This is a genomic window from Methylobacterium aquaticum, assembly GCF_016804325.1.
Classification (GTDB): domain Bacteria; phylum Pseudomonadota; class Alphaproteobacteria; order Rhizobiales; family Beijerinckiaceae; genus Methylobacterium; species Methylobacterium aquaticum_C.
Genome location: NZ_CP043627.1, coordinates 863,712 through 880,526, shown reverse-complemented (window position 1 = coordinate 880,526; position 16,815 = coordinate 863,712). Strand labels below are relative to the sequence as shown.

The window sequence follows — 16,815 nt, the reverse complement described above, 5'->3', positions numbered from 1 at the left end:
CAGGATGAGGCTCTTCCGGAACCTCCCCTCACCCTCGCTCCGGCTTTCGCCTTCGCTCACTTCATCGACGACAAGGTCGATGAAGTCCTCTCCCCGCCCGCGGGGAGAGGAGGATTTCCCGCGCCTCTTCTTTTCCCCGGACAGCCCTGCCGAGAGGGGGGAGGGTTCAAGACCGTCAACGCCTCACCGACCCCGCCCCGGTCGCTCCCCCTGCGGCGTGTAGTCGATCGTCGTGAAGCTGCCGCCCTGGAGGGTGCGGGCGACCGGATCGAGGGGGTTTTCCTGGCCTAGAATCTCCTCGGCCCAGTCCTCCGCCGACTGGGTCGGGCGGTAGCCGATCACCGCCGCGGCCCGGCTGTTGTCCCAGTAGCTGCGCGGGTTGTTCGAGGCGCCCCAGACCGCGACGTAGCCGGGAATCGGCGCCGCGATGCTGCGCAGGACCAGCTGGCCGAGGTCGTCGTGGCCGAGCCAGGTCGAGAGGTGGCGGAACTCGGTCGGGCGCGGCAGGGCGCTGCCGATGCGGAGCGCCACCCCCTCGATGCCGTGCCGGTCCCAGTACATCTGCCCCATCAGCTCGCCCCAGGCCTTGCTCAGGCCATAGGCGCCGTCGGGCCGGAACGGCGCATCGATCGCGAGCCGCTCGTCCACCGAATGCATGCCGAAGGCGTGGTTGGAACTGGCGAAGACGATGCGGCGCACCCCGTGGCGGCGGGCGCCCTCGTAGACCGCCTGCAGCGCCACGAGGTTGTTCTCGATCACCTCCGGCAGGGGCTTCTCGACGCTGGTACCGGCCATGTGGACCAGCACGTCGGTGCCGGCGAGCAGGCGGTCGACGGCGTCCGGGTCGCGCAGGTCGCCGGTGGTCACCGTCTCGGCGTCGGAGAGCGGCGTCAGCGCCGTCGGCCCGCCGCCGGAGCGCAGGACGTGGCCGGCCGCCAGCAGCCGCGGCCGCAGCACCGCCCCGATCTGCCCGCCCGCCCCCGACAGGGCGACCCGGATCCCCGCTGCCTCGCTCATGATTCCTCCCGTCTCGTCGCTGGTGCGCGCTCGGGGCGGCGCGCGTTCACGCCCCATCATCGGCGAGCGGCGGCCCGCCGTCGAGGCGCGCCCCCGCTTGCATCGGACCGCCCCTCCCGCATAGGTCCGCGGCAAGAGAAAGCGTCAGGAGGAACGACCGATGTGGACGCCGACGATCCGCTATCCCGATCCCGCCATCGAGATCATCGACCCGTCCTTCGCCCGCTACCGGGTCTTCAGCGCCGGGGTCGAGCGCCTCGCCGGCGGCTGCCGGTGGAGCGAGGGCCCGGTCTGGTTCGGCGACGGGCGCTACCTCCTGTGGAGCGACATCCCCAACAACCGCATCCTGCGCTTCGACGAGGAAACCGGCGCGGTCTCGGCCTTCCGCAAGCCGTCGAACTTCGCCAACGGCAACACCCGCGACCGCCAGGGCCGCCTCGTCACCTGCGAGCATGGCGGGCGGCGGGTGACGCGCACCGAATACGACGGCAGCATCACGGTGCTCGCCGACAGCTTCGAGGGCAAGCGCCTCAACTCGCCCAACGACGTGGTGGTGGCCTCCGACGGCGCGGTGTGGTTCACCGATCCGCCCTTCGGCATCCTCGGCAACTACGAGGGCGAGCGCGCCGAGCCCGAACTGCCCCAGAACGTCTACCGGCTCGATCCGGTCACCGGCGTGCTCGCGGCCGCGGCGACCGACCTCGCCGGGCCGAACGGCCTGTGCTTCTCCCCCGACGAATCGATCCTCTACCTCGTCGAGTCCCGGGCCCAGCCGAACCGCCGCATCCTCGCCTTCGACGTCTCGGGCGGACGGCTGACGAACCAGCGCGTCCACATCGATGCCGGGCCGGGCACGCCGGACGGCTTCCGCTGCGACACCGACGGCAACCTCTGGTGCGGCTGGGGCATGGGCGACGACGCCCTCGACGGGGTGATGGTGTTCAATCCGGAGGGCGCCCTGATCGGCCGCATCCGCCTGCCGGAGCGCTGCGCCAACCTCTGCTTCGGCGGCCGCCACCGCAACCGGCTGTTCATGGCGGCGAGCCAGTCGCTCTATGCGGTCTACGTCGACACGCAGGGGGTGGCCGGGGGGTGACCCCGGCCCACGAGGCGCCTAAGCAGACTTGCGTTGGCAGGCCAACGCTTCGTCCGCTTGGGTTGTTGTTTTATCGCAGATTTTTGTCGCAAAACCGGCAGCCACTTTTGCGAAATCTGCTTAGCGCCGCCCCGCCGCCACCAGGCACATGAGCTCGAACAGCACCTGCGCGGCGCATTGCGCCGTGTTGCTGGTCGGATCGTATTGCGGCGCCACCTCGACCACGTCGCCGCCGACGATGGTCAGGCCCGCGAGCCCGCGCAGCAGTTCCAGCACCTCGCGGGGCGTGAGCCCGCCCATCTCCGGCGTGCCGGTGCCCGGGCGAAGCCCGGATCGAGGCTGTCGACGTCGAAGGAGAGGTAGGTCGGGCCGTCGCCCGCGATCTCCCGGGCGCGGGCGATCACCGCGGGAATCCCGAGCTGCGGCACCTCCTCGGCGTGGATCACGGTCATGCCCGACACGTAGGAGAACTCCCACAGGTACTCGGCGCCGCCGCGGATGCCGATCTGGATCGTGCGCGAGGGATCGAGCACGCCGTCGAGCACCGCCTGGCGGAACGGGCCGCCATGGTGGAACTTCGAGCCCTCGTAGACGCCGCCGGTGTCGCAATGGGCGTCGATGTGGATCATGCCGACCGGACGATCCGCGCCGACCGCCCGCAAGGTGGCGCGGCTGATCGAGTGGTCGCCGCCGACCGCCAGCGGCACCACGCCGGCCTTCACCACGGTGGCAAAGAACGCCTCGATGTCCTCGTGGCAGCTCTCGAGGGAGAAGCGGCTGCGGAACGGCACGTCGCCGATATCGGCGGCCTTCAGCTCCGCCGCCGGGGTCATCCGCAGCACGTGGTCGTAAGGGCCGATCCGCTCCACTGCCCGCACCGCCCGCGGCCCGTGGCGGGCGCCGGCCCGGTTGGTGACGCCGAGATCCATCGGCACGCCGATCAGCGCCACTTCGAGGCCGCCGAAATCGGGGAGCGTCGCGGCCTCGGGGCGGTAGGGCAGGCCGAGGAAGGTCGCGACGTCGGCGAACGGCCATTTGCGCCGGTCGCTCTCGCTGAATTGCTGACGCGCCGCCTTGGCGAAATCCGGGTCGTCGATGTCGCCGCCGGTCGCGTCGAGGTAGCGGGCACGAAGGGCCGCGAGCTTGGCTTGATCCATGGAGGCTCCGGAGAGAGGGGCCCGCCGGACCTTTCCGATGCGGGCACGGCACTCGGGGGGTCGGCCCTGGCAGGCCCCGGCGCGCCCGGCGTGCCCTCGGCCCGCGCCACCCGGCTGCGACAAGAGCGCAGGCCGGCCAGGCTGGCAAGCCCGTCGTCCCGGGGGGCCAAGCAACCGGCCGAGGAGGCCGGCATCGCGAAAGGCCGTCGACCTTCGGTCCGCTGCCCCTGAGATCGCCATGATGTGACAACGAATTTCCCAGGCCGGCCCTGCACGATCGCGAAGGCCGCCACAGATGAGCGCCATGCTCTCCGATACTCTTTCGCACCTCACCGGGTCGGCCTGATGCGCGGTTTTCTGGCCCCCGTCTGGCCGGGGGTCTGGCTGCTCGCCGCCGCCCACCTGCTGGCCTTCGCGGACCGGTCCGTCGCCGCCCTGGTCGCCCCGGCGATCAAGGCGGATCTCGGCTTGAGCGACTTCGCGTTCGGCCTTGCCCAGGGCACCGCCTTCGTGGCGGCTTACGCAGTCGCCTCGCTCGGCGTCGGCCCCCTGGTCGACCGCATCCACCGCCCGCGCCTGATCGCGGCCGGGATCCTGGTCTGGAGCCTCGCCTCGCTCGCCTGCGGGCTGGCGACCGACCTCCCGGAATTCATGCTCGCCCGGCTGCTGCTCGGCCTCGGCCAGGCCGCCCTCACCCCGGCCGCCCTCGCGCTCATCGCCGCGCGCCAGAGGCGAGACCGGATCGGGCAAGGCGTCTCGCTCTACACCGCCGGCGCCGTCCTGGGGCGCGGCGCGGCCCTCCTGCTCGGTGGCGGGCTCCTCGCCCTCCTGCCGGCGATGGTGCCGATCTTCGGCTTCGCCGCCCCGGCGCCGGCCTGGCGGGTGCTGTTCGTCCTGAGCGCCGTGCCGAACCTGATCGTCATGATCCTGCTGCTGCGGCTGGACGATCCCGGCCGCGGCGGCCCGCGGCTCCGGCCGCGGATGCGGGTCGGGCCGTGGCTCGCCCGCCATGCCGGGCGCTACGCCGCCATCATGATCGCCGGGGCCGCCGTGACCCTGGTGGTGCAGACCACCAATGCCTGGGGGGTGACGCTGCTGGTGCGCCGTTTCGGCCTGCCGCTGCCCACGGCCGGGATGCTGTTCGGGATCGTGGTGGCGGTCGCAGCCCCCCTCGGCCAGTTCGCGGGCGGGCGCCTGCTCGACCGCGGGCCGGCCGGCACGGCCTGCCCGGCGCAACCGTGCTCCTCGGCGTCCTCGTCGGCACGCTGCCGCTCCTGGGCGTCGTCTGCCTCACGGACAGCCCCGGCCTCGCGGCGGCGGCCCTCGCGGTCCTGGTCTTCTGCCTCGGCATCGGCTCGGTGACGACGCTCGCGGGCCTGCAGATCATGACGCCGCGGGCCCTGCGCGGCCGGGTCACGGCGCCGTTCATGGCCGGGATCGCGCTGGCGGGCTTCGGGCTCGGCCCGCCGCTGGTCGGGCTCCTGGCCGACCGCGTCTTCGGCGAGGCCGGGCTCGGCCACGCCCTCCTGGCGACCTGTGCCCTGGCCTATGCGATAGGAATCATTGCCCTTGTGCGGGGGGCACCCTACCTCTGGGGCAGCATGATGAAACCCGAGGCAGGAGACGTACGGGCCGTCCGCTGAGCGGATCCGTGAACGCGATGGACACGATCACCCTCGAGCCGGGCCGGACCCACGACGACGACGCCTTCGAGGCCTATCGTACGCTCTACAGCGGCGGGTCCGACGTCGAGCGGCTGGGCGCCTCCTCCGGCGGCTTCGCCGCCGCCCCGTTGCGGACCGAGGTCGTGGCCCACCGGCTGCCGCGGATGCTGCTCTTCGACCGCCGGCTGGCCGGCGTCTCGCATGCCCGGGCCCCGCGCCGGGTCGCCCGCGACGGGTTCGACCACGTCACCTTCCACCTCGTCCTGTCGGGCAGCATGATGCTGGAGGTGCCCGGCGCGACCCGCCGGGTCGAGGCCGGGAGCCTGGCCCTGTTCGATCTCACCCGGCCGCAGCGCACCTGGACCGAGGGGGCGCGGATAGTCACCGCGGCGATCGCCCGCGACCGGTTCGACGCCGCCTCCCTGGACGGTCTCGACCTGCACGGCCTGATTCTCGGCCCGCGGAAGGCCGGGCTGGTCATCGACTTCGCGCGCTCGCTCGCCACGCATGCGGCGGCCCTGACGCCGGAGATCGCCGGCGCCGCCACGGAGTCGCTGTGCCTGATGGTCGGGGCGACCCTGGCCACCTTGCGCGACGCCCACGCCCCGCTGCCGCCGCCGGTCGCGGGGACCCGCGCCCGCGCCCGGGCGCTCGCCTATATCGAGCGGCATCTCTCGGATCGAAACTTGACCGCCGCGGCGATCGCGGAAGGGGCCGGCGTGTCGCGCAGCGTGCTCTACCGGTTGTTCGAGCCGGTGGGCGGCGTCGCCCGGTTCGTGCAGCGGCAGCGCGTCGCGGGCCTGCGCCGCGCCCTGTCCCGGGCCGACGAACATCGCAGCATGGACGAGTTGGCGAGCGCCGCCGGCTTCGCCTCGCCGAGCCATGCCGGCCGGCTGTTCCGCGACACGTTCGGGATGCCGCCCGGCGAGTACCGGCGCTCCCTGCGCAACGGCGCCTCTCAAACCGGGATCGTCCCGGTCGACGCGCCGCGCCGAATGCTCGTGACGAGCCCGCCGCTCGGCCTTGCGGCCTGGCACGGCGAGCTCCTGTAATACCGACGGTCGTTGGAAACGACCTTTGGTTCCGTTCTCGAATTGTCGTCAAGCCTCTGGCTTGGCATAGACGATTCGAGACGGCTCAATGGCCCGATGCGTCAGCATCTTGGACAACTGGTAATCTTGGGCCATTGATATAACACGACCCGACCGGCCCCCGCCGGTCGCGTCGGGGCGATCACCCGTTGCGCGGGCGCCCGCGCTTGGCGGTCTTGCCCTCGACCGGGGCCTTCACGACGGCATCCGAGGCGGCGCGCTTGGCAGCCGCCGCGACGTTGCGGCCGCGGCCCAGACCGATGCTCTTGGCGAGCTCCGAACGCTGGGCGGCATAGTTGGCGGCGACCATCGGGTAGTCGTGCGGCAGGCCCCACTTGCGGCGGTATTCCTCGGGGGTGAGCCCGCGGGTCGACAGGTGGCGCTTGAGCGACTTGTACTGCTTCCCGTCCTCGAGGCTGATCAGGTAGTCCGGGGTCACCGTCTTCTTGATCGGCATCAGCGGCACGGGCTTCTCGGCCTCCTTGGCGACCGGCTGGCCGAGGGAGACGAAGGCGTTGTGCACGGTGCCGATCAGGCCGGCCAGGTCGGCGGCCGGGACGGAGTTGTTGGCGACGTAGGCCGACACGACGTCAGCGGCGAGGGCGACGAAATCGACCTCCTGGACCCATTCTTCTTGCGACACGGGAAATCATCCTAACTTACGCGCCCGTTCGACGGGCTTGGGGTCGATATCGGGCATCGCACCACGGTTTCAACCCATCATCGTGCATGCACCCATGAATTTCCCACAGATGCTTTTGATAATCGGGCAGGCCTGCCATCGCGCAACGGCTTCATGGCGAAGGCGGAGATGCACCCAAGCCTTGCGCCAACACCGGGCGCACTGAGCGCCTACTCTGCGACGACGCTCGGACCGGCGCCTCGCGGGAGGAAGAATGAACAGAAATCGCTCAAGGACCGACGCGTCACCGCCGACGAGTCTCCGATGTGCAATTCCGCACATCGCCTCGTCCGTCGCCCTTTTCGTGGCTTTGGACTTGCATTAACGCCGGAGCGCGATCGGCGAGCGCCGCATGCCCTTCAACTCCCTGCCGTTCCTGCTGCTGTTCCTGCCCGTCGCGCTCGGACTGCATGCCCTCTGCGTCGCCCGGCGGCCGGGCTGGCGCGTGACTTGGCTCGGCCTCCTGTCCTTCGCCTTCTACGGCTGGTGGGACCTGCGCTTCGTGCCGCTGCTGGCGGCGTCCGTCGCCCTCAACTGGCTCGCCGGCGAGGCCTATCTCCGCGGCGGACGCCCTGCCATCCTCACCGCCGCGATCGTCCTCGATCTCGGGCTGCTCGGCCTCTTCAAGTATCTCGGCTTCTTCGCGGGCCTCGCCGACGCCCTCACCGGCGCGGACGTGCCGCTGGTCTCCCTGGCTCTGCCGCTCGGCATCTCGTTCTTCACCTTCCAGCACGTCGCCTACCTGGTCGACCTGCGGCGCGGCACGGCGGAGCCGATGACGCTTGCCGAATACACGGTCTATCTGGCGTTCTGGCCGCGGGTGATCGCCGGTCCCCTGGTGCGGCCCTCCGAACTGGTGGGCCAGCTGCGCGGGCCCGAAGCCGATGGCGCCGACCGGGCCGCCCGCGGCCTGATGCTGCTCACCGCCGGCCTCGCCAAGAAGGTCTTTCTCGGCGACGGGCTCGGCGCCTACGTCGATCCGCTCTGGGCCGCCGCCGCGGCCGGCGGGCAGCCGGACCTCGCCGCGGCGGCGCAGGCAACGGTCGGCTACGCCCTCCAGCTCTACTTCGACTTCTCGGGCTATACCGACATGGCGCTCGGCCTCGCGCTCCTGTTCGGCATCACCCTGCCGGACAACTTTCGCGCGCCGTACCGGGCGGCCTCGATCCAGGATTTCTGGCGTCGCTGGCACATCACCCTGTCGCTGTTCCTGCGCGACTACCTCTACATCCCGTTCGGCGGCAGCCGGCACGGCGTGCCGCGCCAGCTCCTGGCGCTGTTGGCCACCATGGCGCTCGGCGGGCTGTGGCACGGGGCGGGGCTCACCTTCGTGGCCTGGGGCGCGGCGCATGGAATCGCGCTGGGCCTGCACGTCCTGTGGCGCCGCGCGGGTTTAACTCTGCCGGAGGCGGCGGGCTGGCTTGCCACCGTCACCTTCGTCTGTCTCGCCTGGGTCCCGTTCCGGGCGCCGGACTTCGCGACCGCGATCGGCATCTATCGCGGGCTCCTCGGCCTCGGCACGGAGGGCGGCGGCACGGCCGCGTTCTGGCCGTTCGCCGCCGGCGCCGCCGCGCTCGCGATCCTCGGCCCCACCGCCCGCGAGGCGGTGGAGCGCCTGGCCCCCCGGCCATGGGCCGCCGCCGCGACCGCCCTGCTCCTGGCCGCGATCCTGCTCCAGGTCGGCAACGACGCCAACCAGGCCTTCCTCTATGCCCGGTTCTGAGGCCCTTCGCTTCCTGGCGCTGACGGCCCTGTTCCTCGCGCTGCTCGTCGCCGGAGTGGCGGGCCGCGTGATCTGGTTCGACGCCTACTGGATCTTTCGCGACGACCCGCCCTGGCGCGCGGCGACCGACGGCAACAGCCGCCTCCTCGACCGCCAGACCCGCCGGGCCAAGGTGCTGCAGGCGCTCACGCGCCCCTACGACCTCACGCTGATCGGCTCCTCGACGGTCTATCACGGCCTCGACCCCGCCGACGTCACGGCGGTCGCGCCGAGCCGGGTGTTCAATGCCGGCATCTCGGCGATCATCGCCACGGAATTGCCGGTGATCGCCGCGGTCGTCGCCGCCCGGGCCCCGGCGCGGGCGACGCTCGGGCTCGACTACTACATGTTCTCGCGGCCCGGCGTGCCGGTCCATCTCGACGAGGCGCTGGCCAATCCGAGCGGCCGGCTCGCCGCCCTGATGGGCAGCGTGCTCGGCCGCTACGCGCTCGCCGACAGCCGGCTCGCGGCGGTCGCGGGCGGCGACGATCCCGGCGCCTGGACCAGGCAAGGCTTTCGCATCACCCCGCCCCTGCCCGCGGCACTGACCGTGCAGAACGACGCCACGCGCCGGCGCACCACCGCGCCGTTCCGGCCCGAGACCCTGGCGGGCCTCGACCTCGCCCTCGCCCGGCTCTCCGGTCTCGACCTGACGGTCTACCTCTCGCCGGTGAGCGACGCGCAACGGCGGGTGCTGGCCGATCTCGGCCTCACCGGCGACTTCGAGCGATGGCGCGAGGCGGTGATGCGCCTCGGCGCCGCCCGGGGGCGGCCGGTCCTCGACCTCACCGGTTTGGGCGATCCCTACCCGTTCGATCCGGCGCGGGGATCGACCCCGGCTTGGCTCGACAACCTGCACTACACGCCGCTGATCGGCCGGCAGGTGCTGGAGCGGCTGGGCCTGCGCCGGGCGGCGGGCCGGTGAGGGGCCAGGGTCCTCACCCCACCGACATGGTCAGCGGCGGCTGCACCTCCGCCGGCAACGGCGACAGGTAGCCCTCCGGCCCGGTCCGGGCCTTCAGGTCGGCCTTGGCGGCCTCGCGCAGGGCCCCATCGGTGACGAGACGCGCACCGAGCGCCGCCATGGCCTTGGCCACCTGCACCATCGCCTTGTGGGCGGCCGGCGTCTTGCCCTGCGCCACCACCTGCCAGGTATGGAACGGGGTGCCCACCGCCACCGTCGGGGCGTGGGCCTGGACGGTGGGCACCACCCAGCTCACGTCGCCGACATCGGTCGAGCCGATCGCCGGGTTGCGGCGGGCATCGAGCGGCACCAGGAAGTCGGCGAGCGGCGCCTCCGTCACCGGCAGGCCGATGGTGCGGTAGACCGCGGCGATGTCCTGCGGCGTCAGCGTGCCCTGGATCTCCTTCGCGAAGGCGCGGTCGGCCTCGTCGAAATGGGGCGTGCCGAGATCCTCCATCACCCCGTGCAGGGCCTCCTCCAGGGGCGTGTTGCCGACGAGGTTCGAGACCGCGCTGACGACGCGCATCTCCATTCGAGTCTCGGTCATCAGGGCTGCGCCCTCGGCGATCTTGCGTACCCGGGCGACGAGGTCGCGCATGCCGGGCAGGTCGCGGGCGCGGATCGAGTAGCGCACCCGGGCATGGGCCTGGACGACGTTCGGCGCGATGCCGCCGGTCTCGAGATAGGCGTAATGCACCCGCGCATCGCTCGGCATGTGCTCGCGCATGTAGTTGACGCCGACATTCATCAGCTCGACCGCGTCCAGGGCCGAGCGGCCGAGATGCGGGGCGGCGGCGGCGTGCGCCGCGCGGCCGGTGAAGACGAAATCGGCCCGGGTGTTGGCGAGCGAGAGCGGCGGCGCGACCTCCCAGAAGCTCGACGGGTGCCAGGTGACGGCGGCATCGGCATCCGCGAACAGACCCTCGCGCACCATGAAGGCCTTGGCGGCGCCGCCCTCCTCCGCCGGGCAGCCGTAATAGCGCACGCGCCCCGGCAAGCCGTGCTCGGCGAGCCAGTCCTTCAGCGCCGTGGCGGCGAGGAGCGCCGCCGAACCGAGCAGGTTGTGCCCGCAGCCATGGCCGTGGCCGCCCTGCTCGACGGGAGCATGGCTGGCGACGCCCGCCTCCTGGCTCAGGCCCGGCAGGGCGTCGTACTCGCCGAGGAACGCGATCACCGGACCGCCCTCCCCCGCCTCGCCGATCACCGCGGTCGGGATGCCGGCGGCGCCTTGCGTCACGCGAAAGCCCTGGTGGCGCAATTCGGCGGCATGCGCGGCGGCGGAGCGCTCCTCCGTATAGCAGACCTCGGGGGTGCCCCAGACCTCGTCCGAGAGGGCGATCAGCCGGGCCTTGTGGGTGTCGACCTGGCGCCAGACGGCGTTGCGGTTGTCCATGGGTGTTCCTCCTTGGGCGCGAGCCTCATGCAGGGAGCCTGCCGGCTCAAGCGCGGCGGGAGCGGATGTGGCGCGCGAATTGCGAATGGCTGTGGGTCTAACGGCTCCGGAGCCGAATGACCCGGGGCAACGATTTTCAGTGGCTTGCGGACCGGGAGCGCGGGCGCGATTGTGCCTGTCAGTTTCTCGAGGCCAGCCAGAAGGGTGAGCGTCCATGACCGAGCATGACCTGCGCGCGATGATCGGCGAGGTGAAGGACGGGAGCCTGTCGCGGCGCGGTTTCGTTCGGCGGATGCTCGCGCTCGGCCTCACCGCCCCGATGGCCGGGATGATGCTGGCCCAGAACGGCGTCGCCTTCGCGGCGAATGCCCTGCGGGACGATTACAAGCCGACGAAGGCCGGCGGCGGCGGGCCCTTGAAGCTGCTGTTCTGGCAGGCCCCGACCCTGATCAACCCGCATTTCGCCATCGGCACCAAGGACCAGGAAGGCTCGCGGATCTTCTACGAGCCGCTGGCGGCCTGGGATGCCGACGGCAACCTCTTCCCGATCCTGGCGGCCGAGATCCCCTCCAAGGAGAATGGCGGCGTCGCGGCCGACGGCCGCTCGGTGACCTGGAAGCTGAAGCCGAACGTGAAGTGGCACGACGGCAAGCCCTTCACCGCCGATGACGTGGTGTTCAACTGGCAATATGCCAGCAATCCGGCCACCGCCGCGACCACCTCGGGCAGCTACAACGACATCAAGGTCGAGAAGATCGACGACCACACCGTCAAGGTGCTGTTCAAGCAGCCGACCCCGTTCTGGGCCGACGCCTTCGTGTCGACGGTCGGCATGATGATTCCCAAGCACGTCTTCGCCGACTATACCGGTGACAAGTCCCGCGACGCGCCGGCCAACCTCGCGCCGGTCGGCACCGGGCCCTACAAGTTCAGCGAGTTCCGCCCGGGCGACATCCTGCGCGGCGTGCGCAACCCCGATTACCACGTGCCGAACCGGCCGTTCTTCGACTCGATCGAGATGAAGGGCGGCGGCGACGCGGTCTCGGCCGCCCGTGCGGTGCTCCAGACCGCCGAATACGACTATGCCTGGAACATGCAGGTCGAGGACGAGATCCTCAAGCGGCTCGAGGCCGAGGGCAAGGGCCGGGTCAAGATGGATTTCGGCGGCAACCTCGAATTCCTGCTGCTCAACGCCACCGACCCGAACACCGAGATCGACGGCGAGCGCGCCTCGCTCAAGACCAAGCACCCGGCCTTCTCGGATCCGGCGGTGCGCAAGGCGATGAACCTGCTCGTCAACCGGGCGGCGATCCAGCAATACATCTACGGTCGCACTGCGCGGGCCACCGCCAACGTCTTCAACGGCCCGGCCCCCTTCGTCTCGAAGAACACCTCCTTTGCCTTCGATGCCGACAAGGCGGCGCAGATCCTGGAGGAGGCTGGCTGGAAGAAGGGCGGCGACGGCATCCGCGCCAAGGACGGCAAGAAGCTGAAATTCGTCTTCCAGACCTCGATCAACGCGCCGCGCCAGAAGACCCAGGCGATCATCAAGCAGGCCGCTCAGAAGGCCGGCATCGACATGGAGCTGAAGTCGATTCCCGGCTCGGTATTCTTCTCCTCCGACGTGGCGAACCCGGATACCTATCCGCATTTCTACGCCGACATGGAGATGTATACCTGGAACATGAACCAGGCCGATCCGGCGGTGTTCGCGCTCCAATACGTCTCCTGGGAGGCCGCCACCAAGGCCAACAAGTGGCAGGGCCGCAACATCTGCCGGATGCAGAACCCGGAGGTCGATGCCGCCTTCCGCGCGGCGCAGGGCGAGCTCGATCTCGTCAAGCGCGCCGCCCTGTTCGTCAAGATGAACGACCTGGTGGTGGCCGATTACGTCCTGCCTTTGCTCCATCGCGCCCAAGTCTCGGCGGTCAACGCCAAGCTCCAGGCGCCCTCGACCGGCTGGGACAACTCGCTGACCTTCCTGGCCGAGTGGTACAAGCAGGCTTAAAAAGACCCACAGATGGGAGCCTATCTCCTCCGCCGCCTGCTGATCGCGATCCCGAGCCTGCTCGGGATCAGCCTCATCCTGTTCACCGTCCTGGCGCTGGCGCCGGGCGACCCATTCGGGGAGCTTGCCACCAACCCCAACGTGCCGCCGGAGGTGCGCGAGGCCCTGCGGCTGAAATTCGGCCTCGATGACCCGATCCTGGTGCGCTACCTGCACTGGCTGACGGCGATGCTCCAGGGCGACTGGGGCTTCTCCTTCGCCAGCCGGGTGAACGTCGACGAACTGATCCTGCAACGCCTGCCCACGACCCTGTTCGTGGTCGGCTCGTCGCAGGTGCTGGCGCTGCTCATCGCCGTGCCGGTCGGCATCCTGGCGGCGATCCGGCCCTACTCGGTCTTCGACCAGGTGGCGAACACGCTCGCCTTCATCGGCTTCTCGCTGCCGACCTTCTTCACCGGCCTCCTGTTCATCCTGCTGTTCAGCCTGACGCTGGACTGGCTGCCCTTTGTCTACCAGGCCGACATCTCGGCGACGGGCTGGCGCTGGGCCTGGGAGCACGTCCGACAGGCGATCATGCCGGTCTGCGTGCTCGGCTTCTTCCAGGCCGCCTCCTATACCCGCTACGTCCGCGCCTCGGTGCTCGACGTGGCGCGCCTCGACTACGTCACCACCGCCCGGGCCAAGGGCCTGTCGGACGGCACCGTCACGGTCCGCCACATCGCCCGCAACGCCCTGATCCCGGTCGTGACGCTGGTCGCACTCCAGATCCCGGCGGTGTTCGGCGGCGCCATCGTCACCGAGCAGATCTTCCGGATTCCCGGCATCGGCTCGCTCCTCATCAACGCGATGCTCGCCAACGATACGCCGGTGGTGATGGCCGTCACCTTCGTGTTCGCCTGCCTCGTCGTCCTGTTCAACCTCGTCGCGGACCTCCTCTATGGCTGGCTCGACCCTCGCATCTCCTACCGCTGAGGCGGCGCCTGCGCCGCCGGCAGCCTCGGGGCGGGACACCTGGCGGCGCTTCCGCCGCCACCGCCTCGCGGTCGTCAGCGTCGGGGTGCTCGGCCTGCTGGTGCTCGCGGTCCTCGTCGGCGGCTGGGTCTGGCCGGTGGCGATCGACGACATCGACTTCGCCGCCACCCTCCAGGGTCCGTCCTGGGCCCACCCGCTCGGCACCGACGACCTCGGCCAGGACCTGCTCGCCCGGATGATCTACGGCGGACGGATCTCGCTGGCGGTGGGCTTTGCCGCCATGGTGGTGGCGACCTTCGTCGGCGTGGTGGTGGGCGCGCTCGCCGGCATGTCGCGGCGCTTCCTCGACCCGTTCCTGATGTGGCTGACCGACCTGTTCCTGTCGCTGCCGCAGCTGCCGCTCCTGCTCCTCATCATCTACCTCTTCCGCGACCAGCTGAAGCAGGTCTTCGGGGTCGAGGGCGGCGTCTTCGTGATGATCGTCGCCGTCATCGGCGGCCTGCGCTGGATGCCGGTGGCCCGCCTCGTGCGGGCGCAGTTCCTGTCCTTGCGCGAGAAGGAATTCGTGGAAGCCGCGCGCTCGCAAGGCGCCACCGCCTGGCACCTCGTGACCCGCCACATCCTGCCGAACGCGATCGGCCCGGTCATCGTCGCGGCGACGATCGAGGTGTCGTCGGCGATCATCGCCGAATCGACCCTGTCGTTCTTAGGCCTCGGCTTCCCGCCCGACATCCCGACCTGGGGACGGCTCCTCTACGACGCCAAGGACCACCTCGACGTCGCGCCGCACTGGGCGCTGTTCCCGGGCGCCGCGATCTTCCTGACCGTCCTGTCGATCAACTTCATCGGCGACGGCCTGCGCGACGCGCTCGATCCGCGGCGGGTGTTGTGACGGCACGCTTCGCCTGGATTCCCACCCTGGGCCTCATCCTGAGGTGTCAGCCCATCGGAGATGGGCTGACCTCGAAGGAGGCCTCCAGATCCCTCGGAGACCGCTGGAAGTCTCCTTCGAGGCTCGCTCCGCTCGCACCTCAGGATGAGGTCGCGGGTGGGAGAGTGCGTGAGCAGGGTAGCCCACGATGACCACCCCGATCCTCTCGGTCCAGGACCTCACCGTCGCGTTCCGCTCCGAGCAGGCCTGGCGCCCGGTGGTGCACGGCGTCTCGTTCGACATCGGCCCGAAGGAGACCGTCGCCCTCGTCGGCGAATCGGGCTCAGGGAAAAGCGTCACGGCGATGTCGATCATGCGGCTCACCCCGCGCGACGCGACGCGCACCGGCGGCCGGGTGCTGCTGGAGGGGCGCGACCTCCTGCGCCTGCCCGACGCCGAGATGCGGCGCATCCGCGGCGACGACGTCGCGATGATCTTCCAGGAGCCGATGACGAGCCTGAACCCGGTGCTCACCGTCGGCTTCCAGATCGGCGAGGCGCTGCGGCTGCATCGCGGGATGTCGCAGGCGCAGGCCGAGGCCGAGACGGTGCGGCTGTTCGACAAGGTCCGCATCCCCGCCGCCGCCTCGCGGGTCCACGATTATCCGCACCGCTTCTCCGGCGGCATGCGCCAGCGGGTGATGATCGCGATGGCGCTCGCCTGCCGGCCCAAGCTCCTGATCGCCGACGAGCCGACGACGGCGCTCGACGTGACGATCCAGGCCCAGATCCTCGACCTCATCAAGCTCCTCCAGGAGGAGGAGGGCATGTCGGTCCTGTTCATCACCCACGACATGGGGGTGGTGGCCGAGATCGCCGACCGCACCGTGGTGATGGTCGACGGCCGCGCCGTCGAGATCGGGGCGACCGAGCAGATCTTCCGCCGCCCGGCCCATCCCTACAGCCGGGCGCTGCTCGCCGCCGTGCCGACCCTCGGGGCGATGAAGGACCAGCCGCATCCGGCCCGCTTCCCGATCGTCGACCGCGCCACCGGCGAGCCGGAAGCCGCCCCAGCCCTGCCCGACACCGTGCGCGAGGCGGGCGCCCGGTCCTGGAGGTGAAGGGGCTGACCACCCGCTTCGACATCCGCGGCGGCCTGCTCTCGCGGGTGCGCGGCCGGGTCCACGCGGTCGAGAACGTCTCCTTTGCGGTGCGCGAGGGCGAGACCCTGGCCCTCGTCGGCGAATCGGGCTGCGGCAAGTCCACCACCGGCCGCTCGGTGCTGCGGCTGATCGAGCCGGTCGCCGGTTCGGTGCTCCTCGACGGCGAGGACGTGCTCGGCCTGTCGCCCGCCGCGCTCCGCGCCGCACGCCGGCGGATGCAGATGATCTTCCAGGATCCCTTCGCCAGCCTCGATCCGCGCATGAGCGTCGGCGCGGCCATCGCCGAGCCGCTGCTGATCAACCGCCTCTGCTCGCGCAAGGAGGCGCGCGAGCGCGCCGCCGACCTGCTGCGCCGGGTCGGCCTCAAGCCCGAGATGGCGAGCCGTTTCCCGCATGAATTCTCCGGCGGCCAGAGGCAGCGCATCTGCATCGCCCGGACGCTCGCGCTCGAACCCCGGCTGATCGTGGCAGACGAATCGGTCTCGGCCCTCGACGTCTCGGTGAAGGCGCAGGTGGTGAACCTGATGCTCGACCTCCAGGCCTCGCTGGGTCTGGCCTACCTGTTCATCTCGCACGACATGGCGGTGGTGGAACGGGTGAGCCACCGGGTCGCCGTGATGTATCTCGGCGAGATCGTCGAGATCGGCCCCGCGCGGCGATCTTCGGCTCGCCCCAGCACCCCTATACGAAGAAGCTGATCGCCGCGGTGCCGGTCCCCGATCCGGGCCGCCGGCGCCAGCTCCACGCGGTGCGCAGCGACGAGATCAAGAGCCCGATCCGCCCGGTCGATTACGCGCCGCCGGAGCGGCTGTACCGGGAGGTCTCGCCGGGCCACGTGGTCCAGGTCTGGGGTCGGAATGGGAGGGGCCGGCCGCGGTGGCGGTCGCGGCGGTGGCGTGAGCCGCTGTCGGGCCGCTCGGCGAGCCTGAGGGCTGTTTGACTTGCGCAGCAATCTTGACCACCCTCCACGTCATTC

12 protein-coding genes and 2 pseudogenes are annotated in these 16,815 nt (G+C 70.7%); 10 read left to right on the top strand and 4 right to left on the bottom strand.

Features of this window, described 5'->3' with window-relative positions; genetic code table 11:
• Positions 1 to 183: 183 nt before the first annotated feature.
• Positions 184 to 1,017 carry an NAD-dependent epimerase/dehydratase family protein gene (locus F1D61_RS03865; RefSeq protein ID WP_203156590.1) on the bottom strand — a complete coding sequence of 278 codons (834 nt, stop codon included), beginning with the start codon at positions 1,015 to 1,017 and terminating at the stop codon, positions 184 to 186.
• 160 nt (positions 1,018 to 1,177) lie between these two features.
• On the opposite strand from F1D61_RS03865, the gene F1D61_RS03860 reads away from it, so the two are divergent.
• On the top strand, positions 1,178 to 2,113 hold the full coding sequence (locus F1D61_RS03860; protein WP_203156589.1) for an SMP-30/gluconolactonase/LRE family protein: 936 nt from the start codon (positions 1,178 to 1,180) through the stop codon (positions 2,111 to 2,113).
• 120 nt (positions 2,114 to 2,233) lie between these two features.
• Here F1D61_RS03860 and speB read toward each other — a convergent pair.
• Positions 2,234 to 3,270: pseudogene (speB, locus tag F1D61_RS03855) on the bottom strand (agmatinase).
• A 345-nt stretch (positions 3,271 to 3,615) separates the two neighbouring features.
• On the opposite strand from speB, the gene F1D61_RS03850 reads away from it, so the two are divergent.
• From F1D61_RS03850 to F1D61_RS03840, 3 genes are read left to right on the top strand one after another with little or no spacing between them, the layout of a single operon-like run.
• Positions 3,616 to 4,632, top strand: coding sequence for an MFS transporter (locus F1D61_RS03850; RefSeq protein ID WP_203156588.1), 1,017 nt, complete (start codon positions 3,616 to 3,618; stop codon positions 4,630 to 4,632).
• Positions 4,629 to 4,913, top strand: a complete 285-nt coding sequence (locus F1D61_RS03845) for a hypothetical protein (protein ID WP_203156587.1) — start codon at positions 4,629 to 4,631, stop codon at positions 4,911 to 4,913. The genes F1D61_RS03850 and F1D61_RS03845 overlap by 4 nt, the downstream gene beginning before the upstream one ends.
• A 17-nt stretch (positions 4,914 to 4,930) precedes the next feature.
• Positions 4,931 to 5,986 (top strand): helix-turn-helix domain-containing protein, encoded by a 1,056-nt coding sequence (locus F1D61_RS03840; RefSeq protein ID WP_203156586.1) that lies wholly within the window; start codon positions 4,931 to 4,933, stop codon positions 5,984 to 5,986.
• Between the two features lie 181 nt (positions 5,987 to 6,167).
• On the opposite strand, the gene F1D61_RS03835 is transcribed toward F1D61_RS03840, so the two are convergent.
• Positions 6,168 to 6,668 (bottom strand): MucR family transcriptional regulator, encoded by a 501-nt coding sequence (locus tag F1D61_RS03835; RefSeq protein WP_203156585.1) that lies wholly within the window; start codon positions 6,666 to 6,668, stop codon positions 6,168 to 6,170.
• Positions 6,669 to 7,059: 391 nt separating this feature from the next.
• On the opposite strand from F1D61_RS03835, the gene F1D61_RS03830 reads away from it, so the two are divergent.
• Both F1D61_RS03830 and F1D61_RS03825 read left to right on the top strand, forming a co-directional pair.
• On the top strand, positions 7,060 to 8,430 hold the full coding sequence (locus F1D61_RS03830; RefSeq protein ID WP_203156584.1) for an MBOAT family O-acyltransferase: 1,371 nt from the start codon (positions 7,060 to 7,062) through the stop codon (positions 8,428 to 8,430).
• Complete coding sequence (locus F1D61_RS03825; protein ID WP_203156583.1) at positions 8,417 to 9,394, top strand: hypothetical protein; 978 nt, start codon at positions 8,417 to 8,419, stop codon at positions 9,392 to 9,394. The genes F1D61_RS03830 and F1D61_RS03825 overlap by 14 nt, the downstream gene beginning before the upstream one ends.
• A 13-nt stretch (positions 9,395 to 9,407) precedes the next feature.
• On the opposite strand, the gene F1D61_RS03820 is transcribed toward F1D61_RS03825, so the two are convergent.
• A complete protein-coding gene (locus F1D61_RS03820) occupies positions 9,408 to 10,826 on the bottom strand; it encodes a M20 family metallopeptidase (protein WP_203156582.1) in 1,419 nt (472 codons plus the stop codon).
• A gap of 214 nt (positions 10,827 to 11,040) precedes the next feature.
• Between F1D61_RS03820 and F1D61_RS03815 the strand changes: the two genes are divergently transcribed.
• From F1D61_RS03815 to F1D61_RS03800, 4 genes and pseudogenes are all read left to right on the top strand, one after another.
• On the top strand, positions 11,041 to 12,834 hold the full coding sequence (locus tag F1D61_RS03815; protein WP_203156581.1) for a peptide ABC transporter substrate-binding protein: 1,794 nt from the start codon (positions 11,041 to 11,043) through the stop codon (positions 12,832 to 12,834).
• 12 nt (positions 12,835 to 12,846) lie between these two features.
• Positions 12,847 to 13,806 carry an ABC transporter permease gene (locus F1D61_RS03810; RefSeq protein WP_203156580.1) on the top strand — a complete coding sequence of 320 codons (960 nt, stop codon included), beginning with the start codon at positions 12,847 to 12,849 and terminating at the stop codon, positions 13,804 to 13,806.
• The gene (locus tag F1D61_RS03805; RefSeq protein WP_203156579.1) at positions 13,772 to 14,698 is read left to right on the top strand and encodes an ABC transporter permease; all 927 of its coding nucleotides are present in this window, start codon (positions 13,772 to 13,774) and stop codon (positions 14,696 to 14,698) included. The genes F1D61_RS03810 and F1D61_RS03805 overlap by 35 nt, the downstream gene beginning before the upstream one ends.
• Before the next feature lie 187 nt (positions 14,699 to 14,885).
• Positions 14,886 to 16,739 (top strand): annotated as a pseudogene (locus tag F1D61_RS03800) (ABC transporter ATP-binding protein).
• The last annotated feature ends 76 nt before the right edge of the window (positions 16,740 to 16,815 follow it).